This window comes from Mesorhizobium loti (assembly GCF_003148495.1).
Lineage (GTDB): Bacteria > Pseudomonadota > Alphaproteobacteria > Rhizobiales > Rhizobiaceae > Mesorhizobium > Mesorhizobium loti.
Map to the genome: position 1 here is coordinate 1 of NZ_QGGH01000025.1, position 24,424 is coordinate 24,424.

A 24,424-nucleotide genomic window follows, 5' to 3' on the forward strand; every position below is an offset into this window, starting at 1 on the left:
CTCGGCACGCAGTTCGGCAAGCCGCTTTTCGATTTCCGTGCGCTGGATCTGCATGATCTCGCCTTCGTAGACCATGCCGTCGCCTGTCGCGACCAGTGGCGGGACATCCGCTGCCGCCAGACCGATGAGACGGGCTCCAAATCGCTCCGCAAGCTCGATCCCCAATCTCACCATGGCCGCCGGAGGTGCATCTACCGCGAGGTTCACGATAATCGACTTGTAGGACATAGCAGGCGCCTTTCACTGGAACCGTCGAATGCATGATGAAGTGCACCCGCTGGCACTCGACGCCTTGATGCCGGTCAAACACGCGCCGATTGCGGGCCGCCTTCGAGAGGGCTCGCATCCTGTTTGCTCATTGATCGTGATCAAGGACCGCGGTGGCGACGGGAATATCATTCGACCGCATAAGGAGAATTGCGATGCAGTATATCAAGGTCGACGAAGCGCTATGGGCGTCCAGCATGTTGCCCGAGGGCATTCTGGAGCGTTGGTTCATTGACAGCGGTGACGATATCGAGGCCGGTGAGCGAATAGCCGAAGTCCGAATTGAGGACGCGCTGCACGAGATTGTCGCGCCGGCAGCTGGCCGCGCGACGATCGTCGCCACAGCGAATGCCGTCATCGAACCCGGCTCGATCCTGGCAACGCTGGAGTCTCAGTCCGTGTGAGGCAAGCGGCGCCTCACCGCGTCGATTGCGCGCATCCTCCAACCAAAACTCAAGGATCCATAGACATGCAGACCCAACATGCCGTCGCCTGGCTGGACCATCGCGAAGCCAAGGTGTTTTTCTTCAATCGTGACACAGCGGAGAGCCTGAGGCTTGCCACCACGCTTGCGCATCATCAGACCCACAACAAGGCAGGCACCGTCGACGGCAAGCGTGCACCGGAAAACCAGTCCTTCTACCACGACGTCGTCGACGCCCTGCAGCCTGCGAGGGAATGGTTGATCGTGGGGCCGGGATCGGCAAAGGATGAACTGGCCAAGCATATCCGCGACCACCATCCCCACTTGAACGATCGCATTGTCGGCGTCGAACCGGCGGATCATCCAACGGAGGCCCAGATCGTGGCGCATGCACGAACGTTCTTCCGTGCCGCCGACCGAATGTTGCCCTAGCTCGGTCTGGGGCTGCTCTGCTGGGGCCGCGATCGGCCCGCGGAGCCGTCAGACTCGGGCGCCTGCCGTCTCCGTGGCCTCGATCACGGTTGCTGCAAGCTGCTGATATAGGCGATGATTGCCTCGATCTGGTCGGGGCTGGCAACCCACTCAGGCATGTCCGGATGGCCGGTCGAAATGCCTTCGGCGAGTGCTTCCTCGAGATCCGTAATCGGATAGCGCTTCGACAGGGTGCGAAAGGCGGGCGCGTCGGGATGGCTGCTCTTGTCGGTTTCTCCAATGGCGTGGCAGCGGGCGCAATTGACTTCCACCAACGCCTTTCCATGTTCCGTTACGCCATCGGCCAGGGCTGGCAGTACGGAACCAAGCAACACCACAGTCAGCGCGGGAACCCATAGACGACGCCCGTGACCATCACTGCTCATACAGGCGTTCATGGTTGCAGGCCTCCGCATTTCCGATCTACGCGACCGTCTTCGCCGCCACATCCTCGATAGCGGTTTTGGCTTCCCTGCGCACGCGCCTGGCCGTTTCCGAAGCGAGCTTGGAAGTCAGTGCCGCAACCTTGCCGGCTTCCGTGGCGTATTCCGATGCCGCATTCTGCAGGAAGGTGGAGAAGATGTCGAAGGCGTCGTTGAACTCGGAACCGTCGATGAGATCCTCGGCAAGCTTAACATCCTGCTCGTAACGATGTTTCAGAAACGCGAGCGTTTCGATCTGATAGCGCATCATCGCCTTGAAGGTGTGGGCCTGAAGAGACGCGGCAGCGAGAATGAGCTTCTGGCCATTTTCCGCTATCGGCAAGGGTTGCATGCCGAATTGCGACGGCTCTGGATGGGTCTGCATCATCGGTTACTCCATTGTGAGGCGGCAAACAAAGTGCCCGCCAGACAACGCTACCGCCATTCGCCGTCAGGTCGTTGATCAGGATCAACAGGCGCATGACCTTTGCCGGAATGCACGGGCAGTCGAGCGCCATCTGGTCTCGTTGCCTTGTTTGACGCGCATCAAGGCCCTTGCCCCTTCTTCGTGGCTAGCTCGCTTCAACCGAAAAAGGGCTGCAGCGATGGCTTTCAAGACGATCATGGTTCAACTGGACGTGGACACCATCGCCGCGCCGCTCATCTCGATGGCGTGGGATTTCGCTCAACGGCATGAGGCCGATCTGATCGGCTTCTGCGCGGCCGAGCCGCATTTTGTCATGCCAACCGGCGCCGACGACAGGGCCGCGACCAAGGCGATGTGGTCCCAGCTGGAGGAGATAGAAGGTCGCCTCAATTGCTTGAGCGAGGAATTCCTAAGCGCTGTCAATGGCAGCAATCGCGCCTCGTGGCGCGGCGAAATAGGAAATCCTACCTGGCAGCTTGCGCTCAATGCACGTGCCGCCGACCTGATTGTAACTGGCTCGCCAATGATCGATCTGGTGGTCGACCACCACCGCACCCTGGACACCGCAAGCCTGATCCTTGCGGCAGGCCGTCCGATACTTGTGGCGTCGGAAACCCCTGCCCCAGTCAAGGCTGAAAGCATCCTGATTGCATGGACTGACACGCGGGAAGCGCGACGTGCCGTCGTCGACGCCATGCCCTTCCTGATCACCGCCAGGGATGTTGTGATCGCCACCGTGGACAATGGAGGCCCTGCACCTCGGGAAAATGTTGCGGATGTCGAACTCTTCCTGACACGCCACGGGGTGAAGGCGCGATCGGAAGTCTTGGATTCGCGCCGCTCCGAACCGGCGGAAATCCTGCTCCAGATCGGACAGGAGATTGCGGCCGATCTCATTGTGCTCGGCGGCTATGGTCATAGCCGTGTGCGTGAAACGACTTTTGGCGGTGTGACGCGCTCGGTACTCCAGAGCGGGTCGTTCCATCGGCTCATCTCAAATTGAGATAGCGCACCGCTGAGTTGAGGCCAATTGATCCGGCGCAATGCGCAGACGCCTGCGACGTTTGATGATGGAGGTGGAAACTTCAAGGAGCACGTCATGAGCCAGATGTCCCATACCTCCTTTGCCGGCTTCACCCACTCTGCCCAGCAGGCGCAGCAGTGGGTCAACGAGCTTGCCAGGGATCTTTGCTGGAGCGAACCGAGCGCGTGCCGCCTCCTGAGGTCAGTTTTGCATACGGTGCGAGACTGGCTGTCGCTGGCGGAAACGGCCGATCTGTCGGCGCAACTGCCTGTTTTGATTCGTGGCATCTACTTCGAAGGCTGGAATCCATCGGTGCCTGCGTGCGAGCGCAAGAAAAGTGATTTTGTCCTCAGCGTCAGAACCAGTTTCGGTTATGATGACGACGTCGATTTCGATGTCGCGATCAACGCGGTGTTCAAGCTTCTCGACCGTCATATTTCGCACGGCGAAATAGTGCAGGTCAGAAACTCGATGAAGAAGTCACTTCGAAAATTGTGGCCGGTGGATTGATCGATGTTTCGGGACCGGCAAGAGGCTGGAGAGAAGCTCGGCATGGAGTTGAGCAAGCTTCAACTGCACCGGCCTGTCGTGCTGGCATTGCCGCGAGGTGGGGTTCCTGTCGCGGCGGAAGTGGCCAAGGCTCTCAATGCTCCTCTCGATCTACTCATCGTCCGTAAGGTCGGCGCCCCTGGCAATTCCGAACTGGCTGTTGCCGCAATCGTCGATGGCGAGCCTGGGGACGTCGTGTTGAACCGTGAGATCGTCGAGGCTTACGCGCTCGACAACGACGAGCTTCGTGTCTTGATCGCCAAAGAACGCCCTGAACTTGAACACAGGTGCCTTGCCTATCGAGGCAACCGGCGGCCCCTGTCGATCACCGGCAAGACAGCGATCATAGTGGATGACGGTGCAGCGACCGGTACAACCATGAAGGTCGCAGTTCGCGCTCTCAAGCGCCGGTCACCGCGGGAAATCATCGTGGCTCTTCCTGTTTCACCGCAGGAGACAGTAGCTGACCTGGCACGGGAAGCGGATCGTGTGGTTTGCCTCAGTCAGCCAGGACAGTTCCATGCCCTGAGTTACCATTACCTTCGGTTTCCTCAGCTCTCCGACAGCGATGTCGCCGCTGCGATGGACGAGGCTATTCGGTCGCAAAGAGCCGGACAGCATCGAAGTGCGCAACACGCCGCTGGCCATGGCTCAAAAGCCACCACAAAATCAAAGACACGGGACAACCGCGAGAAATAGGAGGTCACATCATGCTGATCCGCACGCTTTCTGCCTTGGAGTGCACCAAAATACTGACAGCCAATCGTGTTGGCCGCCTGGCATGCGCGAAGGACGGGCAGCCCTACGTCGTGCCCTTCCACTACGCCCATGCGGATGCTCATCTTTACGCGTTTTCCATGCCGGGCAAGAAGATCGAATGGATGCGAGCCAATCCGCTGGTGTCCGTCCAAGTCGATGAACATAGCCAAGGGCGAGGATGGAGAAGCGTCGTCGTCGATGGCCGATACGAAGAGCTACCTGATCGTATCGGTCACAAGCTTGAGCGGGATCATGCTTGGTCGGTGTTGAGCAAACACGCGGACTGGTGGGAGCCGGGTGCACTCAAGCCGGTCGTTCCTCCCACGGCCGACAGTGCACCGCATGTTTTCTTCCGGATCCTCATCGAGCAGGTGTCCGGACGAGAAGCGACCGAGTAGGTCGCTCGACCAATTGGTTGCGGGAAATGGAATGGGCCGGCGCAATCAGCGCCGGCCATGACGTGGATTGCTAGCGTGCCATCAGGATCGGCAGCGAATGATCGTCAAGCATCGACTTCGTGATGCCTCCGAAAATGCGCTCGCGAAACCGGGAATGGCCATAGGCGCCCATGACCATCAGCTCGGCGGCAACGTCGTCGGCATGCTGGCGAAGCACGTCGGCGACCGAATGGTTCGAGCTCGGCAGCCGGTCGACCGTAACCTTCACGCCATGCCGGGCAAGATAGGCCGCGGCATCTGCACCTGGCTCCTCGCCATGATGGAACTCATCTTCTATTGGATCGACGATGACAAGGCGCACATCATCGGCGCCTCTCAGCATATTGAGCGACTCGCGGACGGCGCGCGATGACTCAAGGCGGGCGTCCCATGCAACGAGGATGCGTTTCGGCTTCAGCGTCGGGCGCGAGCCCTCGGGAACAAGCAGCATGGGCTTTCCTGACGAGAACAGCACGCCCTGGATGACCTTATCCTTCAGCGTATGGCTTGCCAGCAAATCCGGCCCCAGAATGGTCAGATCGGCGTAGCGGGCACGCCTTCCGATGACGTCGTCCGCCCATCCCGTGTCGGGATAGTCGTCGCTCAGATCAGCCGATACGGCGCTCTGGGAGAGAAAGCCGGCGACGTCCGAAATTCGTTTCTCAAGCCTTTTCAGCTCGGCCTGACGTTCCTCCAGCCAGGCTGGCGAGACGACAGCAGCATACTCACCGCCTGAGGGCGGTGCGGCCAGTTCGAGAACGAGCACGGAGAGATGGGCACCGATCTGTTCGCACAGGTCAGCGGCGAGCTTCAGATCGCCTTCGCCCTGGTTCGGTCCGGTAACTGTAAGCAGTGTCCTGAAAGTCACGGCGGCAACTCCTCATTTCGAGTGAAGGCTCGGTCGTGATCTCGTCATTAGCGAGGGCGCCTGGTGCGTTCATTGCGCTGAATCAAACACCGTGACTGCGGCGGCATTTGATCCGCATCAACGTGTGCGCAAGCCAAGGCTGTAGGTTCAGTCGATCAATCGGGGAAACGCAGATGAAATTCCTGATCGCGGCGGCTCTGGCAGGATTGGCCTTCAACGCGGCCGGCGCCCAGGAACTCGGCAACGGCAAGGCCGAATACATGAACTCATGCGCCGTCTGCCATGGTCCTGAAGGCAAGGGCGATGGACCGTTGGGCGACGAGCTGTTGAAGCGGCCAAGCGACCTGACGCGCCTCTCCAGGCGCAATGGCGGCGAATTCCCTTATTGGCGCGTGTTTGCCGTGATCGACGGCCGCGCCATGGTGCCGGGGCATGGCGATCGCGACATGCCGGTCTGGGGCCAGCAATTCCTTCCCGGTGACGTGAAGAAGTATGGCCCGAACGCCGGGGAAATCGTCACCAGGGAACGGATCCATGATCTGGCCGGTTATGTCGAGACGTTACAGCAATGAATGCAGATGGCGGAAACAGTCTCCGCATGACACAGGCATCGAGGAGGCCGGCCATGATTGTTGACGACCAGCAATCCGTTACCGCGTTCCTGCTTGATTCTGCCTCATATGGCGCGACCGGACCGGTCGAGGCGATCGAGACCCATATCTCGCGTATTTTTCTGACTGGCGAACGCGCCTACAAGATGAAGCGGGCGGTCAAGCTACCCTATGTCGATTTCTCGACGCCCGCACTGAGGCTGGCCGCTTGCGAAAAAGAGGTGGAACTCAACTCGAAAACCGCACCCGGCCTCTATCTGGGAGTGCGGCGCGTCACTCGCGAAGCTGACGGCAAGTTGACTTTCGATGGCACCGGCCAAATGGTCGATGCAGCGATCGAAATGGTCCGCTTCGATCAGTCGAGGCTCCTCGATCGGATGGCGACCGCTGGAGACCTGACGCCGGCTCTCATGACCGCCGTCGCACGCATGATCGTGGGATATCACCGTGCCGCACCGACGATCCACAATGGCAGCGGGTCGTCCAACATGGCGGGCGTGCTCGACATCAACGAGGCCGGCTTTGCCACCAGCCACGTTTTCGCAAAAGCAGAGGTCACGAGCTTTGCCGAAGCCTTCCGCACCGCCCTCGCCCGGTATTCGGAATTGCTCGACCGCCGGGAAGCCGCCGGCAAGATCCGCCGGTGCCATGGCGATCTGCATCTGCGCAACATCTGCCTCTTCGACGGCGACCCGCGGCTCTTCGATTGCATCGAATTCAACGACCAGATCGCCAGCATCGATGTTTTGTACGACCTTGCCTTCCTGCTGATGGACCTTTGGCACCGTGGCTTTCCGGAGCTCGCCAATCTCGTGATGAACCGCTACCTCGACGAGGCCGATGACGAGGATGGCTTTGTCCTGCTGCCGTTTTTCATGGCGGTCCGAGCCGCAGTACGCGCGCACGTCACCGCAACGCAAGTCGAGGAAGGCAGTACCGATTCCGACAAGTTGATTGCCGAGGCCAGATCTTATTTCGAACTTGCCAGAACATTTCTCCAGCAAACGCCTCCGCGGCTCGTTGCCATCGGCGGCCTCAGTGGCTCCGGCAAGACGACCGTTGCAGAGGCGCTGGCCGCCCATGTTGGTGCGCCGCCCGGCGCCCGCATTGTCGAAAGCGACCGCATCCGCAAAGCCATGCATGGAGTGCCTGCAGAGACCAGGCTGCCAGACCGGGCCTACCGGCCGGAGGTCTCTGACCGGGTCTACCACGAAATGGCATGGCGCGCCGGCCTGATCCTTTCCGAGGGCGGCTCCGTCGTCGCCGATGCCGTTTTCGACAGACCGGCCGATCGTGAGCGGATCGAGAAAGCGGCGCGCAGCCGGGCTATCAGATTCTCCGGATTTTGGTTGGAGGCGGACCCGCTCGTTCTTTGGCAGCGAGTCAGTGACCGCAAGGGCGGTCCTTCAGACGCCACGATAGATATCCTCTCGCGGCAATTGCAGCGAAATGCCACCCAGTCTAGCTGGCAAAAGATCAACGCCGATCGAAAGCTCGCCGACACTGTCGCGGAATTGAGTGGGTTTTCCGAGGGCGATACTTCCAAGGCCCCTGCGCACAGCCTCCTGACCGGTGCGGCAGAGCGATCGGCCTCAACGGAGTTCGAGAGTTGCCTCGACAAGGCCGGGTTCAATTGGATGACGCTTTATTGAGAAACCGAACTCGCGGCACATGGCCAGCATCCTGGTGTTCTCGCTGAGCATTATCCCTCCGATTCGATCAATCCCATCGGCCTTCGCATAATCGACGATTTGCCTGAGCAATTCCCAGCCCAGACCATGACCCTGCAAATCCGTCCGTACCAGCACGGCGTATTCGGCGACAGTGTGGTCCGGATCGCAGGACAGGCGGCTGATACCGCCCAGCGCACCGGACCTCGTCTCCAGCGCGACGAAAGCCATGTTGCGATCGTAGTCGAGTTGGGTGAGCCGCTTCAACATCTGGTCGGAGAAGCTTTTGCGCGGCGACAGAAAACGCAGGCGCAAATCGTCAGGCGAAATCCTGGCAAGGAATTCGGGATAGAGCGCGATGTCGGCCGGCTTGATCGGGCGAATGTTATAGTCCGTGTCGCCCGCCGAAAACGTCTTTTCCCAACCCGACGGATAAGGCCTGATGGCAAGCGCCGGGTTAGGCCCCGCCTCTTCCACGCGTTCCGGCTCGATCTCGATGCGGGCGTCAAGCGCAATCACGCCCTCGGCATCGGCCAGCAGCGGATTGATGTCCAACGAAACCAGGCACGGAAAGTCGATGATCATCTGCGACAGGCCGTTGAGTGCTGCAATGATCGATTGCCTGTCCGCTGGCTTGCGATCGCGGAACCCGGCGAGCAGACGGCCGATCCGCGTTTGCCTGATCAGGTCACCGGAAAGAACGTCGTCGAGCGGCGGCAGCGCGATCGCGGTATCGTCCATCACCTCGACCGCAACGCCACCGGCTCCAAACAGGATGGCTGGTCCGAAAATCGGATCGCGGCTGACACCAAGGATCAATTCCTGCGCCTGTTTCCGCACCACCATAGGCTGGACAGCATAGCCTTCGATATCAGCCTGCGGTGCGGACTTGCGCACGCGCGCCTCGATTGAGCGTGCCGCTTCCCCCGCGGCAGCAGAGGTGGTAATGCCAAGCATGACCCCGCCAATGTCCGACTTGTGCGAGATCGCCTTGGACAACAACTTGACGACGACCTGCGCGGACGTCTTGAGGAGCCGGCCGGCAGCAGCTTCCACTTCGACAGGAGATCTGGCGACGATCGTCTCGGGCACCGGAATGCCGTAGGCGGAAATCGCCGCCTTGGCTTCGGGCTCGGTCAGCATTCGCCGGCCTCCTTTTGCGACCTGCCTGAATATGGCAAGCACGGCTTCTCGGCCGCTTCTGGCGTCCTCGCTGCGACTCGACGGCGTGCGCATCAATGCCCGCTGAGCCCGCGACCATTCGCTCAGGTAGGAGACAGCCGTTGCGGCATCGGAGGGCGTTTCGAAGCTGGCAATGCCGGCATCCTGAAGAACACGTCGCCCTTCGCGCGCCGTATGTTCGCCAAGCCAGCAGGTCAAGACAGGTTTGCCGTCAATCTTGCCGTCCTGCGCGAGCGCCGCCACCGCGCTTGCCGCGGCAAGCGGCGAGCCAAGCCCGGTCGGGCAATTCATGACCAGGACGACGTCGGTCCCGGCATCGGCCGCGACGGCCTCGATCGCGGCCCGATAGCGCTCTGGCGGGGCGTCGCCAATGATGTCGACCGGATTGGCGTGGGACCAGGTGCTCGGCAGGACGGCGTCCAGACGGGCGATCGTTTCCGGCGACAGTTCGGCCAGTTCCCCGCTGCCTTCGATGAGTTGATCGACGGCAAGCACACCGGCGCCGCCGCCATTGGTGACGATGCCTACGCGGGCTCGTTCTAGCGGAACGAAACGAGCGGTCGTTTCAACCGCATCGAACAACTCGGTCAGGCCTTTCACGCGCAGTATGCCAGCGCGCAGCAATGCCGCATCGACGACGCGATCGGCGCCCGATAGCGCGCCGGTGTGGGTCGCGGCAGCTTTGGCCGATTGCTCGTGCCGGCCGGACTTGATCGCGATCACCGGCTTGACGCGCGCCGCCGCACGGGCGGCCGAGATGAACTTGCGCGGATTGGGAATGGTTTCCAGATACATCACGATGGCGCGCGTATGCATGTCGCCCGCCAGCATGTCGAGACAATCTCCCACGTCGACATCCGCCATGTCGCCGAGCGAGACGATCTGCGAGAAGCCGACATTATTGTCCGCAGCCCAGTCGATCAGCGACGTGGCAATGGCGCCGGATTGCGACAGCAGCGCGATGTTGCCGGGCTTGGCGGCCATATGGGCAAATCCGGCATTGAGCCGTATCGGCGGAATCATCAGTCCGACTGTGTTCGGCCCGATGATTCGAAACAGACTGGGCTTGGCGGCATCGAGCATCGCCTGACGAAGGCCGCTTTCGCGCGTCAGTCCCGCGGTAATGACAACCGCCGCCCGCGTGCCCTTGTTGCCGAGCTCACGCACGATGCGAGGAACCGTCTCAGGCGGCGTGACGATGACACCAAGGTCTGGAATACCCGGCAGATCGGCCGCTTTGGCATAACATTGCCGACCGGCCACTTGCGAATATTTCGGATTGACCGGCCAGATCTCGCCTTCGAAGCCGCCGCTGACGATATTGTCGAAGACGACACGGCCGACCGAGCCGTCGCGCACCGACGCGCCGAAGACGGCAACCGACTTCGGGGCGAACGCAAATTCAAGATTTCGGATCGTCACACCCTATGTCTCCGATTCATAGCGACAATCGCCGGTCCATCTTGCCCGTTCGTTGCGTTGGATCAAAGCGTTCCCCGGTTATCGCGATTAGCTCTTGCGCGAGGTTCGACGCCGCCGCCCGCGAAGTTGCGACGGGCTTTGCGACCAATGATTGGAGAGTTAGATGGGCTACTATTTCAGCAAGATCGTCGCCATGCCGTTCACAGCGGCAATCGACCACGTGACCGACAAGCTCGCAAGCAAAGGGTTTGGCGTCCTGACCTCGATCGATGTCCAGCAGACCATAAAGGCCAAGCTTGGCGCAGATTTCAGACCCTATGTGATCCTGGGCGCGTGCAATCCGCATTTCGCATGGCGGGCGCTTCAGGCCGAAGACAAGATCGGAACCATGCTGCCCTGCAATGTCATCGTCACGGAGGTCGGACCAGGAAAGGTAGAGGTCGCAGCGGTGGATCCGGTCGCTTCAATGGGCGCCATCGACAATCGCGAGCTTGCGCAGGTCGCAGACGATGTGCGTCGCCTGCTCGAGGAGATGGTCCGCGAACTCTAGCGCCAAAGGGGGCCATCAAGGTTGAGGGACATCGGATGAACGAGTCTGCCCTGCGACGCGCATTGCTGGTCATTGCTATCGTGGGCCTGGCCCTTGGCGTCGGAGTTTGGCGAACAGGATTCGGTTCCCTTGAGGCCGACACGATCTGGATGGTGGCAACCTTGCCCGTGGTGGCGGCTCTCGCCATCTCCATTCTGCGCGATTTCTGGATCGGTCGCTTCGGCGTCGATGCAATTGCGCTGGTGTCGATGTCCGCCGCGCTGCTGCTTGGCCAACCGCTGGCCGCGGTGGTGGTCGCGATCATGTATGCCGGCGGCACCGTGCTTGAGGATTTTGCCCGCGGCCGCGCCGAGCGGAACCTCAAGGCACTCACCGACCGGTCACCGCGTGTCGCACATCGCAAGTCGACACATGCAACAGAAACCATTCCCATCGAAGAGGTCGCTGTCGGCGACGCTCTGATGGTGCGTGCCGGCGAACTGCTTCCTGTCGACGGTATCCTGCTCGACGCTTCAGCCTCACTCGACGAGTCGGCGGTGACCGGCGAGCCATTACCGGTGCCGCGCAGCGCCGGCGACACGCTGCGCAGCGGCACCGTCAACGCGGGCGAGGCCTTCAGCATGCGGGCCTCTGCTCTGGCAGAGCAGAGCACTTATGCCGCGATCGTGCGCATGGTCGCGGCGGCGCAGACCGTCAAGGCGCCCTTTATTCGCATGGCCGACCGTTTTGCCCTGTTCCTGTTGCCGGCCACCTTGCTTGTCTCGGGTGCCGCCTGGTATATCTCCGGTGATCCGATCCGGGCGCTTGCCGTGCTGGTTGTCGCGACACCTTGTCCGCTCATCCTTGCTGCTCCTGTTGCCTTCATCGGCGGCGTATCGCGCGCCGCGCGTGCCGGCATCCTGATGAAAGGCTCGGCGGCGCTGGAAGCCCTCGCGCAGGTTCGGACCGCGATCTTCGACAAGACCGGCACCTTGACCATCGGTGGCGCCGAGCTCATCGAAATCGAAGCTGCACCCGGCCGCAACACCGACCATCTGCTGCGGCTGTTGGCATCGTTGGAACAGGCCTCGCACCATGTGCTTGCCGACTCGATCATCCGGGCGGCGCGCAGCAGGCAGCTGGTGCTTTCGCATCCGCATGATGTCCGCGAGTATCGCGGCGCGGGCCTCAAGGGCCGGGTCGAAAACATGTCGATCGCGGCGGGATCGCGGGCTCTCGTGCTCGCCGACAAGCCGCTGCCTAAATGGGCGACAAGCGGCGACGAACGATACCGGGATGAGCCGGTGTTGAGGGTTTTTGTCACGCTCGGCAAACACCTTGCCGGCATTTTCACCTTTGGCGATGCGTTGCGTCCTGATGCACGCGACGCGCTCGCCAATCTGCGCTCGGCTGGCATCACGCGCATGGTCATGCTGACAGGTGATGACGGTGCAGCAGCAAAGCATGTTTCCTCCGGGCTCGATCTGGATGTCATCGTCGCCGATGCCGTCCCTGCGGATAAAGTCGCGACGGTCGAGGCCGAGAAAGCAACGGCGCCAACAATGATGGTCGGCGATGGCATCAACGATGCACCCGCCCTTGCCGCCGCGACGGTTGGCGTCGCCATGGGCGCGCGCGGGGCGACGGCCTCATCCGAGGCAGCGGATGTCATCATTCTCGCCGACAGGCTGGAGCCTGTTGCCGAGGCGGTGCGGATTGCCCAACGGACGCGTGCGATTGCCCTGCAAAGCATCGTTGTCGGGTTGGCGCTCTCGGCCGTGGCAATGATTGCTGCGGCCATGGGGCAGATCACGCCGGTGGCAGGTGCATTGCTCCAGGAAGGGATCGACGTGGCGGTCATCCTCAACGCTCTGCGCACTCTTGGCGATGGACGTCTCGGGCGCGCATAGTGGACCACAGCAAAATCGGTGAATGGCCATGGCACAGCAGAATCTGGTGGTTTGCAGCAAATGCGGTGGGGTCAACCGCCTGCCGCCGGCCCGCAATGCCAGGGAGGCGAAATGCGGAAAGTGCGGGATCAGGCTGTTTTCGGGGCATCCCGAAGACGTCGACGCCGCGACTTTCAATCATCAGATCGCGCGCAGCAGCTTGCCCGTTGTCGTCGATATCTGGGCACCATGGTGCGGCCCTTGCAAGATGATGGCGCCGGCATATGAGGCCGCGGCCACCGAGCTGGAGCCGCATGTTCGCCTGATCAAGCTCAATTCGGACAATGAGCAGGCCGTTGCGGCAAGGCTCGACATTCGAGGCATCCCGACGATGATCCTCTTCCATGGCGGGCGCGAAATCGCGCGTACATCCGGCGCAATGACGGCAGGCCAGATCGTCAGGTGGGTTCGCGACCGCCTGCCGACGGTCGCCGCCTGAAGTTCCGCGCCATGGATCCCCTCATCGCCCGGCTCGGACTGGCCTTGGCAATTGGCCTGCTCGTCGGTTTGGAGCGTGGCTGGCAGGAGCGGGATGCACCTGATCGCAGCCGCACGGCTGGCATTCGCACGTTCGGCATATCCGGCCTGCTCGGCGGCATTCTGGCCGCACTCGCCGAAGCGCTCGATGCGGTATCGGTGCTGGTCGGCGGATTCATCGCTTTTGCCGCTGTCTTCGCCTGGTACAAGGCGCGCGAGGCTGCCCATGACGAAGATTTCAGCGTCACGAGCGTGATCGCTGGCCTCGGCGTTTTCGCGCTTGGCGCGCTTTCCGTCGCCGGTGATTATGGAGCGGCTGCTGCCGGTGGGGCGGCATTGGCGGCAATCCTGGCCAGCCGCGAGGTCCTGCACGGTCTTTTGAAGCGACTGACCTGGGTCGAACTTCGTTCCGCGCTGATCCTGGCGGTGATGACGGCGATCGTGCTGCCCTTACTGCCGAACCGGACGATGGACCCGTGGGGCGGTTTCAATCCGTGGGAGGTCTGGTTCCTGACGGTGCTGATGGCCTCGATTTCGTTCGCCGGCTATGTGGCTGTTCGCATTCTGGGAAATACGCGTGGTCTGCTGGTCAGTTCGCTCGCCGGCGCGATCGTCTCTTCCACCGCCGTGACCTTAGCGCTTGCCCGCAACGCCATGTCGGCAAGCAACCCTCTGCCGCTTGCCGGGGCGGCTTCGCTGGCGGCCATGGTTTCGGTGCTCCGCGTTTGTGCCGTGGTCCTGATCATCGAGCCGAGCGTATTCGCTTCGGCGGGCATTCCGGCGATTGCCTCGGCGCTCGCCTTCGCTGTCTGCGGGGCATTGCTGCTCGCTCGCGACAGCGGAAATGGTGAAGGCAGCGCTATCGCGCGCAACCCATTCGAGTTGGGCCCGTTGCTGCTGTTCGCCCTGCTGTTCGCGGTTGTCGCGACCACGAGCGCTGCATTGGCCGCTCAATTCGGCGGCCGTGGCTTGCTGGCGACCTCGGCGCTGGCGGGTACGTTCGATGTCGACGTCTCTGTGCTCAGTGCCTTGCGGCTGGTCGAGCATTCGGTCCCTGTCGAGACTATCGGTCAGGCGGTGCTGGCGGCGCTGGCGGCAAACGCGATCGGCCGCCTGTCACTGGCGGTATTTGCCGGCCCGATCAGGTTCTGGTTGCCGCTGGCCGGCGCAACCCTGGCCGCTGCGACCGCCGGCTACGGCGCAATGTTGTTGTTTGGTCCGGGATAAAAGCGCGGTTCTCGAACCACTTTGATGCGGATCAAGGGGCAGGCCCAGCTACGGCTCTATTGAACTCCTTAAAAGGAGTTCGCCATGACCAATTTGAAGGATCTCACCCCAAAATTCCGCCATGTCCGGCTGCTGCTCGCCCGCGAAAAAGGCCATCCGGAAGGCGACCGCGAAGAGGGCTACGATGTGCTGGCTCCATTGACCGGCGAAGGCCGGATCGACGCGGAAGAGTGGAAATCGCACAGGGCCTCTTGCCGTGTTCGCCGCTTTCGCACCGGCGAGGAAGACCTGATCGGCCGGCTGAGGCGCAAGCCAGGCGGACAGTGGTATTTCGACTATGCCGAAGGCGATCGCGACGACGAGGTCGGCTTTCATCTTGGCGACGAACGGTTCGTGACCGGCGAATATGTGTCTATCGAGCGCAACGGCGCCATGCACACCTACCAGGTGGCACGGGTCGAGCGGCCCTGATGCTTCGGGGCCAGGCCCCGTGGAAGTAGACCATGTCACGACGCATCCTGATTGTGGTCGGCCATCCCGACCCATCCCCGGACCGGCTCTGCCGCGGTCTTGCCAATGCCTATGGCGAGGGCGCGGAAAAGGCAGGACATGCTGTCCGCCGGGTCGATCTGGCAGCGCTTGATTTTCCGATGCTGCGGACGATGCAGGAGTTCGAACATGGTGCGGTTCCCGACGAGCTGAGGGATGCAGCCGAGGCGATCGTCTGGGCGGAGCATATCGTCTTTGTCTTCCCACTGTGGCTCGGAACCATGCCGGCCATGCTCAAGGCATTTCTGGAACAGGTGATGCGGCCAGGGACGGCCTTTGCCTACCCGGACAAGGGCGGCGGTTTCACCAAGACACTGCTTCGCGGCCGCTCTGCGCGCGTCGTGGTGACGATGGGCATGCCCTCAATTCTTTACCGCCTATGGTTCCTCGGACACGGCATCGCCGGCATGAAGCGAAGCATCCTGCATTTTGTCGGCATCAGTCCGGTGCGCGAGACCTTGTTCGGCATGGTCGCGGCTTCCAGCGAGGCGACGCGGGCGAAGTGGATCCGGCAGATGCGCAAGCTTGGGGAGCGAGAGCTACAGCGTGGCGATCCGGAAACCGGGACAATCTAAAGCCCCCCAAGGGCTGCCTGCTTCAGGGCCTATGGCTCGACGGTGAATTCAGCCCACATGCCGGCTCCATAATGACCTGGCACGTTGCAGATAAGCAGGTATTTTCCAGCCTTCAACTCGACGGTCAATGTGCCTGATTTTCCGGGATCAAGCTCCGAAACTTCGCCCTTGTCGCCAGCCTTGTCTTCGTCGACACGGTTCTCGGCTTCAAGATAAGGAAGCGGCTTTCCGGGATCGGCAAGGTACATCACGATCATTTCGTGAACGGTGTCCTTGGAGTCATTTTTCACATTGAATGTGACGTCCCCGGCCTTTACCGCGCCAGGCAAAGTCCTGATGCCCATGGTCGCCTTGGCGATATCGAGTCCCGGTGTCGCATAGGCGAGCCCCATTGGCATCTCCGCACTCGCGCCTTTGTCCCACAGCGAGACCTGCACAAGCGAAGCAGCCTGGACGGCGCCGGCACTGCCGGCCATGAGCATCGCGGCGGCAAGCCCGAGCGCTGCTCTCCTCAAAATGGTTTTCATGGCAATCTCCTTCAGGACGGCAGCCGAAGCGCTCTACGTCCCGACCGTCATCCTGCTCGCGGAGTCACCCTCCGTCCTTGCGCCAAATCAAACTGTCCGGCGCGAGCCCATCTGCGGCGCGAAGCAGCTGTCAGCCAGTTGTCAGGTTGAATTGGCTATGTCGCACCAATGACGGTGAAATCGCCGTCTGGACACGGCTGATCGAAATCCCAACCGCAGGCGCGACATTCGCGCCCAACCTCCCGAATGGAGCCATCATGTATCGCACACTCGTTCTCGCCGCTCTCGCCGGCATGGTCGCAGGACCGGCGCTCGCTGCCGGCAGCAGCTGCAGCACCGCCCCGAAATCACAGTTCAAGCCCAAGGCAACGCTCGAGGCGCAGTTGACTGGCGAAGGCCTCACCGTCCGCCAGATCAAGGTCGAGAAGGGTTGCTACGAAGTCTATGCGGTCGACAAGGCCGGCAAGAAGGTGAACATGGCCTACAATGCCGAGACCCTTGAAAAGCTCGACAATGCCGAAGCCGGCGAAAATTGATCCGAACGTTTCGATAGCCACGGACGCGCGGGCATCGCCAGAGATGGTGCGCGTCTGGGACCGGGTCGTGCGAAGTTTTCACTGGGCGCTGGTGCTCAGCTTCGTCACGGCCTGGCTCACCTCGCATTCCTCGGAGGACATCCATCATTGGGCTGGCTACGCCGCGGCCGCGCTGGTCGCGATGCGGCTGTTGTGGGGCGTTCTGGGCACCCCCTATGCGCGCTTCTCGCAATTCGTGCGTGATCCGGCAACAGTACTGCGCTACCTCTCAGCATTGCTGAGCGGTCGCGAAGCCCGCTACATCGGCCATAATCCGGCCGGCGGCGCGATGGTGATCGTGTTGATCGGGGCGATGGGATCGACCGCGCTGACCGGATGGCTGATGACAACGGACGCCTATTTCGGCGTGCCATGGGTCGAGGCGGCGCACAGCCTCGCCGCGCACGGCCTGCTCCTGCTGGTCCTTTTCCATATGGGCGGCGTCGCGCTGGCAAGCTTTCGCCATCGCGAAAACCTTGTCCGGGCCATGATCACCGGGCGAAAACGCAAAGCCGAGCCCGCGGACATAGCCTGACGATCTGTCAACGCGCCAAGCGATTCTCGCCCTCGACGATCTCAGGGGCGCAAGCCGCCATTCGTTCGGCGACGGCGAGAGCCAGCCACGCGACATCGGGCGAGTGGATCGGACACATGTGCAAGCTCGATGAGCGAGCGCTTTTCCCGGGCGCCCAGGAACCCCAAACTTGCCATTTGCCGCTCGCAAACGGATTTGACCCGTATCAAGGCAGCTAGCGCTTATTTCTTGTCTGTTGCCTCCCATCAGAGCCTTCAATTTTTGGGAGAGCATCATGACTACGGCTGATTTCAACATCATCCCTATTCCGAAGGTCGCGACCGCGGCGCCAACAAAACTTCGACTGGGTTCCCTGACCGCATTGGTGATTGGATCGATGGTCGGTTCCGGCGTTTTCAGCCTGCCGCAGAACATGGCGGCAGGTGCTGGTCCCCTCTCAATCCTGATTGGCTGGGCGATCACTGCGGTCGGCATGCTGGCGCTGGTCTTCGTTTATCAATCGCTTGCAACCCGCAAGCCCGAGCTCGACGCTGGGCCTTACGCTTACGCCAAGGCCGGCTTCGGTCCCTTCATCGGTTTCAACAGCGCCTGGGGCTACTGGATCAGTGCCTGGGTCGGCAACGTCTCCTACGCCGTGATCGTGTTCAGCGCCCTGTCCTATTTCTTTCCGGCATTCGGCGACGGAAACACCTGGCAGGCGGTGCTCGGCGCATCGATCCTGCTGTGGCTGATCCACGTCCTGGTTCTCGCCGGTATCCGCCAGGCCGCTGTCGTGAACCTCATCGTCACGGTGGCCAAGATCGCTCCGATCGTCCTGTTCGTCGGGGTTGTTGCCGTCGCTTTCAAACTGCAAGTCTGGTCACTCGATTTCACCGGTCTCGGCAACGCCAGTCTCGGCTCGATCACCGCACAGGTGAAGAGCACGATGTTGGTGACGCTTTGGGTGTTCATCGGCATCGAAGGCGCCAGCGTATTTTCCGGCCGCGCCGAACGTCGCAAGGACATCGCGACGGCGACCGTACTCGGCTTCTTCACCTGCCTCGCGCTTTACGCCCTGGTGTCGCTGCTGTCGCTCGGCATCCTCAGCCAGCCTGAACTCGCCGCGCTGAAGAACCCCTCAATGGCGGGCGTGCTGGAAGCGGTTGTCGGTCCTTGGGGCGCCATCCTCATCAACATCGCGCTTGTCGTGTCCGTGATCGGCGCCTTCCTCAGCTGGACGCTGCTTGCGGCCGAAATTCCACATGTCGCCGCCAAGGACGGCACGATGCCGAAATTCTTCGGGTGGGAAAGCGACCGCGGTGTGCCGTCGACCTCCCTTCTGATCACCAACCTGCTTGTCCAGGCCTTCCTCGTGATCACGCTCTTTGCACAGAGTACTTACCAGGCACTGTTCTACATCGCGTCAGCCGCGATCCTGGTGCCTTACATCTTTTCCGGAGCCTACGCTGCCAAGCTCGCGCTGACTGGAGAGAGCTACGAGAGCGGCGAGCAACGCTTCGGTCCGCTTTTTGCCGGGCTGCTGGCAACGGTCTACGGACTGTGGCTCGTCTACGCGGCCGGACCCGCATATCTGTTCATGTGCGCGATCCTTTATGCGCCCGGCATCATCTTCTACATCTGGGCGCGCCGCGAAACCAATCAGCGCGTGTTCCATCCTGCCGAAGCAGCCCTCGCTGGAACTCTCATCGCTGTCGCCATCCTCGCCGTTTACGAGATGTGGACCGGCGCCATCAGCCCGCTGTGAGAGGAATGACGGCGATGACAAGCCTGGGTGTCCACTCCGAAGTCGGACGTCTGCGCGAGGTGATGGTCCATCGTCCGGACCTCAGCCTGCGCAGGCTGACACCGGAGAACTGCAAGGCGCTGCTCTTCGACGACGTGCTGTGGGTCAAGCGGGCCCGCCAGGAGCATGATGTCTTCGTCGACGCGTTGCGCGAACGCGGCGTGCTGGTGCATTCTTTCGGAGAGCTCCTGGCAGAAACAATGAGCTTGACCAAGGCCCGCGACTGGCTTCTCGACCGCCGGGTTCATCCCGGCGTCGTCGGGCTGGACATGGTCGACGAGATGCGTGGCTGGCTCAACGAGATGCCTGCGGAACTGCTCGCGACCTATCTTGTCGGCGGCATCGCCCGAGCGGAGCTTCCGTTCGAGCCCAAAGGCCTGACCGGAAGGACGCTCGCGCCCCAGGATTTCGTGCTGCCGCCGCTGCCGAACCAGCTTTTCACCCGCGACAGTTCCTGCTGGATCTACGGCTCGGTCTCCGTCAATTCCATGTACTGGCCCGCCAGGCGCCCGGAAGCGGCCAATGTCGAAGCTGTCTACCGTTTCCATCCCCGGTTTCGAGACAGTGGGATTCCCTTTGTGTCGCCGGATCTGGGAACAGGCACCAGCCTGGAAGGCGGCGATGTCATGCCGATCGGTGGAGGAACGGTTATCGTCGGCATGGGGGAGCGCACCACGCCGCAAGCCGTGGGCGACCTTGCGCGCAGCCTGTTCGCGGCCGGCGAGGCCACGCGTGTGATTGCCGCGCTAATGCCGCGGGATCGCAGTTTCATGCATCTCGATACCGTCTTCACCTTCTGCGACCGCGACCTGGTGACCATGTACCCGCCGGTGGTCGAGCGGCTGCGCACCTTCTCGTTGCGGCCGGGCGATGGCGCGGCGGCGGTCGAGGTCACCGATGAGACAAAGCCGTTCACGGCTGTTGTTGCTGAAGCCCTTGGACTGAAATTGCTGCGGATCATCGCCACCGGTGGCGACCGCTACGAGGCCGAGCGCGAGCAATGGGATGACGGCAACAACGTTGTTGCGGTCGAGCCAGGTGTGGTCATCGGCTACGACCGCAACGTTTATACAAACACGCTCCTGCGCCGTGCAGGAATTGAAGTGATCACGGTCGAAGGCGCCGAGCTTAGCCGCGGGCGCGGCGGCGGGCACTGCATGACCTGTCCGATTGCCCGCGACCCGATTTGATCCGAAAGGAAATCCCTATGTCGATCAATCTTCATGGCCGCTCCGTCCTGACCCTGGACGATCTCACGGCCGACGAGATTCGCTTTCTTCTCAAGCTGGCCGCCGATCTCAAGGCAGCCAAGCTCGCCGGTCACGAGATACCGCGTCTCGTCAGAAAGAACATCGCCCTGATCTTTGAGAAGGATTCGACCCGCACCCGGACCGGGTTCGAGGTGGCGGCCTATGACCAGGGCGCCCATGTCACCTATTTCGGTCCCACCGGCAGCCATATCGGCCATAAGGAGTCCATGAAGGACACAGCCCGCGTGCTCGGCCGCATGTACGACGCCATCGAGTATCGCGGCTTTGGCCAGCACCAGGCCGAACTGCTTGCCACGCATGCCGGCGTGCCCGTCTATAACGGTCTCACCGACGAGGCGCACCCAACCCAGATCCTCGCCGACTTCATGACGATGCGTGAATTCACGCATAAACATCTTTCGGATGTGACCGTCACCTTCGTCGGTGAGGGTCGTGACAACGTCGCACAATCATTGGCGCTGGGAGCAGCCAAGGTCGGCATCGATATGCGCATTGCCTCGCCGAAGGAGCTTTGGCCGGATGAGGAATTCTGCGCCCATGTCCGGGACCTGGCGGAACGCAGCGGTGGCCGTTTCCGGCTCGACGAAGACGTGACGGCCTGTGTCCAGGACGCCGACTTTGTTTACACAGACGTGTGGATGTCGATGGGCGAGGACAAATCAGGCTGGTCCGAGCGTATTCGTCTTTTGACGCCATACCGCGTCACCAGCGAGGTGATGGCCGCGGCCGGCAACCCCCACGTCAAATTCATGCATTGCCTGCCGGCATTCCACAACACCGATACAGAGATCGGCGCCTTCGTTGCGAAGGAATACGGCATCGACTGCATGGAGGTCACGGACGAGGTGTTCGAGTCGGCTGCGTCGATCGTCTTCGACCAGGCCGAAAACCGGATGCACACGATCAAAGCCCTTCTCGTCGCCACGATCGGCAACTGAGATGCTTATCGTCATCGCGTTGGGCGGAAACGCACTGCTACGCCGTGGCGAACCGATGACGGCGGAGAACCAGCGCGCCAACATCAAACGCGCCGCATCCGTGCTCGCCGAACTCATCGGCGAAGGACACTCGGTTGTAGTCACGCACGGCAACGGCCCGCAAGTGGGCCTGCTCGCGCTCCAGGCCGCTGCCAGCCCGGGCGACGGGGCGTTTCCACTCGATGTGCTCGGGGCCGAGAGCGCCGGCATGATCGGATATGTGATCGAGCAGGAGCTCGGCAACCTCCTCAAGCAGAGGCTGTTCGCAACCCTGCTGACACAGGTGACTGTGGACCCGCACGATCCGGCCTTCGCTCACCCAACGAAGCCGATCGGCCCGGTCTACGATGAGGCAACCGCACGCAAGCTTGCCACCGAGCGCGGCTGGCAAGTCGCGCCTGATGGCGATAAATGGCGTCGCGTCGTACCCTCGCCACGACCGCTGGAGATTCTGGAAGCGTCGGTGATTTCATTCCTCGTCCAACGCGGCGTGATCGTGATCTGCACCGGTGGCGGCGGGGTTCCAGTAATAACCCGTGACGACGGCAGTCTTTGCGGTGTGGAAGCAGTTATCGACAAGGATCTGGCAAGCTCGCTTCTCGCTCGCAAGTTGAAGGCAGACATGCTGCTTATGCTGACGGATGTCGACGCCGTCTATGTCGACTACGGAACAGCGGCCGCTCGGGCGCTCCGGCGCGTGAGCCCCAAGGAGCTATCGGGCAGGACTTTTCCTGCCGGCTCCATGGGACCGAAGGTCAGCGCTGCAATCGAATTCATTGAAGCGACAGGCAAGCCTGCTGCAATCGGCAAGCTCGACGATGCCGTCGAAATTGTCAGAGGGGAGCTCGGCACCTGGTTCGAAGCCAGCGCCCTGCCCTCGCCCATCGAGCCTGCGAGGCCCTAGGCTGCTGCCACGACACCGATGACATAGTTCTTGCCATAGGCTTTCGCGCATTTCGGGCATGTCGTGTAGAAGAAATACACATCACCCGGCTCTGTGTTTCGATCGCGCGCAATCTGCCGCATTTCCTCGTCCCAGGTCCTCGCCTGGCTGTACGGCCCTTCGAACAATTTGGTCACATAGTCGCCGCTCAGCGTGGTCATCTCCTCGTTGGCGACAGGTTTCGAGACCGCAAACAGATGTTCGCTGGTCCAGGGCGAGACATCTTTACTGAGCACGATAAACTGATCGAGATCGGAAGCGCCGGCGTCTTCCATGTGCCTATTAACGCGCGCGAATACGCTGCCCATGTTCATCGGGATGTGCATGACGCTGTGGGTTGTGGCTTTGACGAACCGCTTGTCCTTGAAGTGCAGTTCCTGGCTGTCCCAACCCTCGGGATTGAATTTGGGGCAGCAACCGGTTGTGTTGACACTCGCGTCGTATCGAGGCGTTTCATTCGTCTTCATGGCTGTTCCCCATTTGAGCAGCCATCTGACGGGCAATGGGCCTACCCATCATTGATCCTTGTCAAGACGGCCCTGAATCCCGATCGAAGCGCATCAAAGCGGCCGCGGCCCTTGTTCCTCGACTGCCTTCAATCGGACCACTGAAACCGAGCAAAGGGCTTGTGCCACGACCTTGGTCGAGACACTGCCGAGATGGCGGCGGATTGCCGAGGACGCCCGCGCTCCAACGACGATGTGCCCGGCGTCATTGTGCTCGGCGTAGTTGAGGATCGCATCGGCGGGGCTGACCGCTTCAAGCACATGATAACTGACGCGGTCTTCCGGCAGATGCAGTGGATGGGCCCAATCCTTGAGCGCGACGAGACGCTTCAAGTAGACTGAGCGCCCTGTTTCGTCGGTCGCCGGCGTCTCGCCGATGATTTCCGTCTTCAGGACCGTCACGCAGGCCAGCCAGGAATCCTCGCGCGACGCAAGCACGCGGGCGGTCTCGTTGAGAACCTCGCCTGCCAGCGCATCACTACCATTGGCCAGATCGACTGCGGCAAGAACAATTGACGGTCCGGCCTGCGTTCTCGACAAGGTCGGCTTGCCGACAAGCGATCTGTCATCCGTCTTGCGAAACAGCTTCTTGATTGCGGCCCACACCCCCTCGTCCTGGGGCTTACGCCTGACAACCACGACCTGGTCGGGGTTCCTCAGGTCGGACAGAACGTGCGCCGCCTCGACATATCGTCGAGACCTGTCCACCTCCATGCATCGCAGAATGATGGCTTCAAACCACCGCGGAATGGCGTCGTTGATATCGCGCGGCAGCCTGGGGGTATGATAGAGCCTGCGCTTCATCCCCGCGAAAGTCGCCGGCCGCCCGAACGGCTCCTCGCCCGTAGCCAGCTGATAGAGGATGCAACCTAATGCAAACAGGTCACTTGCAGGATCGGATCGCTCTCCGAGCACCTGTTCCGGCGAAATATAGGCGGCGGTACCCATCGGCACCGAGCTTTCCGCGCCGAGAAGATCGGGAAGCTCTGCATGCCGGGCGAGCCCGAAGTCGAGGAGCACCGCGCCGCGCTCGGCGAGAATGATATTCTCGGGCTTGAGATCGAGATGGACGACCTTCTGCCGGTGCAGGGCGGCGAGTGCCGTTGCGATATCGGTGCCGATCCTTGCCGCCTCGTCCACGGGCAGCGGCGTGTTGCCTACGAGATCCGCCAGGCCGGTGCCGGCCACGAACTCCATGGCAATATAGGGAACCTGCGCCAGACTGCCGGATGACGCAAAACGCGGCACATACGGTCCCGACAGGCGTTTCAGGATCAACTCCTCCGCCTCGAAACCGAGGATGACGGAAACATCCCCGCCCGGGTCGAGAAACGGGATCTTCAGCACAAGCGGGAAATCGTACCGGGGGTTGGTCGCCCGCCAGAGCGAGGCCATGCCGCCGGAGGGCAGCTTTTCGACCAGCTCGAAACCATCGATGACCGCCCCTGCCTCAAACCGTTGCATCGAA

The 24,424-nt window shown here is 61.6% G+C and carries 27 protein-coding genes and 1 pseudogene; 20 read left to right on the top strand and 8 right to left on the bottom strand.

Going from position 1 to position 24,424, the window contains the following annotated elements:
• Positions 1–228: pseudogene (locus C8D77_RS35645) on the bottom strand (universal stress protein); the annotation flags it as partial.
• A 194-nt stretch (positions 229–422) separates the two neighbouring features.
• Between C8D77_RS35645 and C8D77_RS35650 the strand changes: the two are divergent.
• Together C8D77_RS35650 and C8D77_RS35655 are read left to right on the top strand one after the other, a co-directional pair.
• The gene (locus C8D77_RS35650; RefSeq protein WP_109672471.1) at positions 423–671 is read left to right on the top strand and encodes a lipoyl domain-containing protein; all 249 of its coding nucleotides are present in this window, start codon (positions 423–425) and stop codon (positions 669–671) included.
• A 65-nt stretch (positions 672–736) separates the two neighbouring features.
• On the top strand, positions 737–1,123 hold the full coding sequence (locus C8D77_RS35655; RefSeq protein ID WP_109672474.1) for a translational machinery protein: 387 nt from the start codon (positions 737–739) through the stop codon (positions 1,121–1,123).
• Positions 1,124–1,206: 83 nt separating this feature from the next.
• Here the strand turns inward: C8D77_RS35655 and C8D77_RS35660 are convergent, their stop codons facing one another.
• Together C8D77_RS35660 and C8D77_RS35665 are read right to left on the bottom strand one after the other, a co-directional pair.
• The gene (locus C8D77_RS35660) at positions 1,207–1,560 is read right to left on the bottom strand and encodes a c-type cytochrome (protein WP_109672477.1); all 354 of its coding nucleotides are present in this window, start codon (positions 1,558–1,560) and stop codon (positions 1,207–1,209) included.
• 25 nt (positions 1,561–1,585) lie between these two features.
• Positions 1,586–1,972: a phasin family protein gene (locus C8D77_RS35665; RefSeq protein ID WP_109672479.1), complete on the bottom strand. Its 387-nt coding sequence runs from the start codon at positions 1,970–1,972 to the stop codon at positions 1,586–1,588.
• A 217-nt stretch (positions 1,973–2,189) separates the two neighbouring features.
• Between C8D77_RS35665 and C8D77_RS35670 the strand changes: the two genes are divergently transcribed.
• The 4 genes from C8D77_RS35670 (at position 2,190) to C8D77_RS35685 (ending at position 4,741) form a co-directional block, all read left to right on the top strand.
• Complete coding sequence (locus C8D77_RS35670) at positions 2,190–3,014, top strand: universal stress protein (protein ID WP_109672482.1); 825 nt, start codon at positions 2,190–2,192, stop codon at positions 3,012–3,014.
• A 96-nt stretch (positions 3,015–3,110) separates the two neighbouring features.
• On the top strand, positions 3,111–3,545 hold the full coding sequence (locus C8D77_RS35675; RefSeq protein ID WP_109672553.1) for a DUF2267 domain-containing protein: 435 nt from the start codon (positions 3,111–3,113) through the stop codon (positions 3,543–3,545).
• A 42-nt stretch (positions 3,546–3,587) separates the two neighbouring features.
• Positions 3,588–4,283: a phosphoribosyltransferase gene (locus C8D77_RS35680; RefSeq protein WP_425453802.1), complete on the top strand. Its 696-nt coding sequence runs from the start codon at positions 3,588–3,590 to the stop codon at positions 4,281–4,283.
• An 11-nt stretch (positions 4,284–4,294) separates the two neighbouring features.
• Complete coding sequence (locus tag C8D77_RS35685; RefSeq protein ID WP_109672488.1) at positions 4,295–4,741, top strand: pyridoxamine 5'-phosphate oxidase family protein; 447 nt, start codon at positions 4,295–4,297, stop codon at positions 4,739–4,741.
• Between the two features lie 70 nt (positions 4,742–4,811).
• Here the strand turns inward: C8D77_RS35685 and C8D77_RS35690 are convergent, their stop codons facing one another.
• Positions 4,812–5,648 (bottom strand): universal stress protein, encoded by an 837-nt coding sequence (locus tag C8D77_RS35690; protein WP_109672490.1) that lies wholly within the window; start codon positions 5,646–5,648, stop codon positions 4,812–4,814.
• Between the two features lie 173 nt (positions 5,649–5,821).
• Here C8D77_RS35690 and C8D77_RS35695 point away from each other — a divergent pair, with 173 nt between their 5' ends.
• Together C8D77_RS35695 and C8D77_RS35700 are read left to right on the top strand one after the other, a co-directional pair.
• A complete protein-coding gene (locus C8D77_RS35695) occupies positions 5,822–6,220 on the top strand; it encodes a c-type cytochrome (RefSeq protein ID WP_109672493.1) in 399 nt (132 codons plus the stop codon).
• A gap of 53 nt (positions 6,221–6,273) precedes the next feature.
• Positions 6,274–7,911, top strand: coding sequence for a bifunctional aminoglycoside phosphotransferase/ATP-binding protein (locus tag C8D77_RS35700; RefSeq protein WP_109672496.1), 1,638 nt, complete (start codon positions 6,274–6,276; stop codon positions 7,909–7,911).
• Here C8D77_RS35700 and C8D77_RS35705 read toward each other — a convergent pair.
• Complete coding sequence (locus C8D77_RS35705) at positions 7,852–10,533, bottom strand: bifunctional acetate--CoA ligase family protein/GNAT family N-acetyltransferase (protein ID WP_109672499.1); 2,682 nt, start codon at positions 10,531–10,533, stop codon at positions 7,852–7,854. The two genes, C8D77_RS35700 and C8D77_RS35705, sit on opposite strands and share 60 nt — an antisense overlap.
• 163 nt (positions 10,534–10,696) lie before the next feature.
• Between C8D77_RS35705 and C8D77_RS35710 the strand changes: the two genes are divergently transcribed.
• From C8D77_RS35710 to C8D77_RS35735, 6 genes are all read left to right on the top strand, one after another.
• Positions 10,697–11,083, top strand: coding sequence for a DUF302 domain-containing protein (locus C8D77_RS35710; protein ID WP_109672501.1), 387 nt, complete (start codon positions 10,697–10,699; stop codon positions 11,081–11,083).
• 35 nt (positions 11,084–11,118) lie between these two features.
• On the top strand, positions 11,119–12,972 hold the full coding sequence (locus C8D77_RS35715; RefSeq protein WP_109672503.1) for a heavy metal translocating P-type ATPase: 1,854 nt from the start codon (positions 11,119–11,121) through the stop codon (positions 12,970–12,972).
• 28 nt (positions 12,973–13,000) lie between these two features.
• Positions 13,001–13,450: a thioredoxin TrxC gene (gene trxC / locus C8D77_RS35720; RefSeq protein WP_109672555.1), complete on the top strand. Its 450-nt coding sequence runs from the start codon at positions 13,001–13,003 to the stop codon at positions 13,448–13,450.
• A gap of 11 nt (positions 13,451–13,461) precedes the next feature.
• The gene (locus C8D77_RS35725; RefSeq protein WP_109672558.1) at positions 13,462–14,715 is read left to right on the top strand and encodes an MgtC/SapB family protein; all 1,254 of its coding nucleotides are present in this window, start codon (positions 13,462–13,464) and stop codon (positions 14,713–14,715) included.
• An 84-nt stretch (positions 14,716–14,799) separates the two neighbouring features.
• Positions 14,800–15,186: a hypothetical protein gene (locus C8D77_RS35730; protein WP_109672506.1), complete on the top strand. Its 387-nt coding sequence runs from the start codon at positions 14,800–14,802 to the stop codon at positions 15,184–15,186.
• 32 nt (positions 15,187–15,218) lie between these two features.
• Positions 15,219–15,839 carry an NAD(P)H-dependent oxidoreductase gene (locus tag C8D77_RS35735; RefSeq protein WP_109672509.1) on the top strand — a complete coding sequence of 207 codons (621 nt, stop codon included), beginning with the start codon at positions 15,219–15,221 and terminating at the stop codon, positions 15,837–15,839.
• Between the two features lie 29 nt (positions 15,840–15,868).
• On the opposite strand, the gene C8D77_RS35740 is transcribed toward C8D77_RS35735, so the two are convergent.
• Positions 15,869–16,366: a cupredoxin domain-containing protein gene (locus C8D77_RS35740; RefSeq protein WP_109672511.1), complete on the bottom strand. Its 498-nt coding sequence runs from the start codon at positions 16,364–16,366 to the stop codon at positions 15,869–15,871.
• Between the two features lie 257 nt (positions 16,367–16,623).
• Between C8D77_RS35740 and C8D77_RS35745 the strand changes: the two genes are divergently transcribed.
• The 6 genes from C8D77_RS35745 to arcC all read left to right on the top strand — a co-directional run bounded on the left by C8D77_RS35745 (position 16,624) and on the right by arcC (position 22,411).
• A complete protein-coding gene (locus C8D77_RS35745; protein ID WP_109672514.1) occupies positions 16,624–16,902 on the top strand; it encodes a PepSY domain-containing protein in 279 nt (92 codons plus the stop codon).
• The gene (locus C8D77_RS35750; RefSeq protein ID WP_425453803.1) at positions 16,880–17,476 is read left to right on the top strand and encodes a cytochrome b/b6 domain-containing protein; all 597 of its coding nucleotides are present in this window, start codon (positions 16,880–16,882) and stop codon (positions 17,474–17,476) included. The genes C8D77_RS35745 and C8D77_RS35750 overlap by 23 nt, the downstream gene beginning before the upstream one ends.
• A 274-nt stretch (positions 17,477–17,750) precedes the next feature.
• Complete coding sequence (arcD, locus tag C8D77_RS35755) at positions 17,751–19,220, top strand: arginine-ornithine antiporter (protein ID WP_109672517.1); 1,470 nt, start codon at positions 17,751–17,753, stop codon at positions 19,218–19,220.
• A 14-nt stretch (positions 19,221–19,234) separates the two neighbouring features.
• Positions 19,235–20,449: an arginine deiminase gene (locus C8D77_RS35760; protein ID WP_109672562.1), complete on the top strand. Its 1,215-nt coding sequence runs from the start codon at positions 19,235–19,237 to the stop codon at positions 20,447–20,449.
• 17 nt (positions 20,450–20,466) lie between these two features.
• A complete protein-coding gene (gene argF / locus C8D77_RS35765; RefSeq protein WP_109672519.1) occupies positions 20,467–21,468 on the top strand; it encodes an ornithine carbamoyltransferase in 1,002 nt (333 codons plus the stop codon).
• 1 nt (position 21,469) lies between these two features.
• Entirely contained in the window at positions 21,470–22,411 is a 942-nt protein-coding gene (arcC, locus tag C8D77_RS35770) for a carbamate kinase (RefSeq protein ID WP_109672522.1), read from the top strand.
• On the opposite strand, the gene C8D77_RS35775 is transcribed toward arcC, so the two are convergent.
• Positions 22,408–22,917 (bottom strand): hydrolase, encoded by a 510-nt coding sequence (locus C8D77_RS35775; RefSeq protein ID WP_109672524.1) that lies wholly within the window; start codon positions 22,915–22,917, stop codon positions 22,408–22,410. The genes arcC and C8D77_RS35775 overlap by 4 nt on opposite strands.
• Before the next feature lie 93 nt (positions 22,918–23,010).
• On the bottom strand, positions 23,011–24,420 hold the full coding sequence (locus C8D77_RS35780) for a bifunctional serine/threonine-protein kinase/universal stress protein (RefSeq protein WP_109672526.1): 1,410 nt from the start codon (positions 24,418–24,420) through the stop codon (positions 23,011–23,013).
• Positions 24,421–24,424 lie beyond the last annotated feature (4 nt).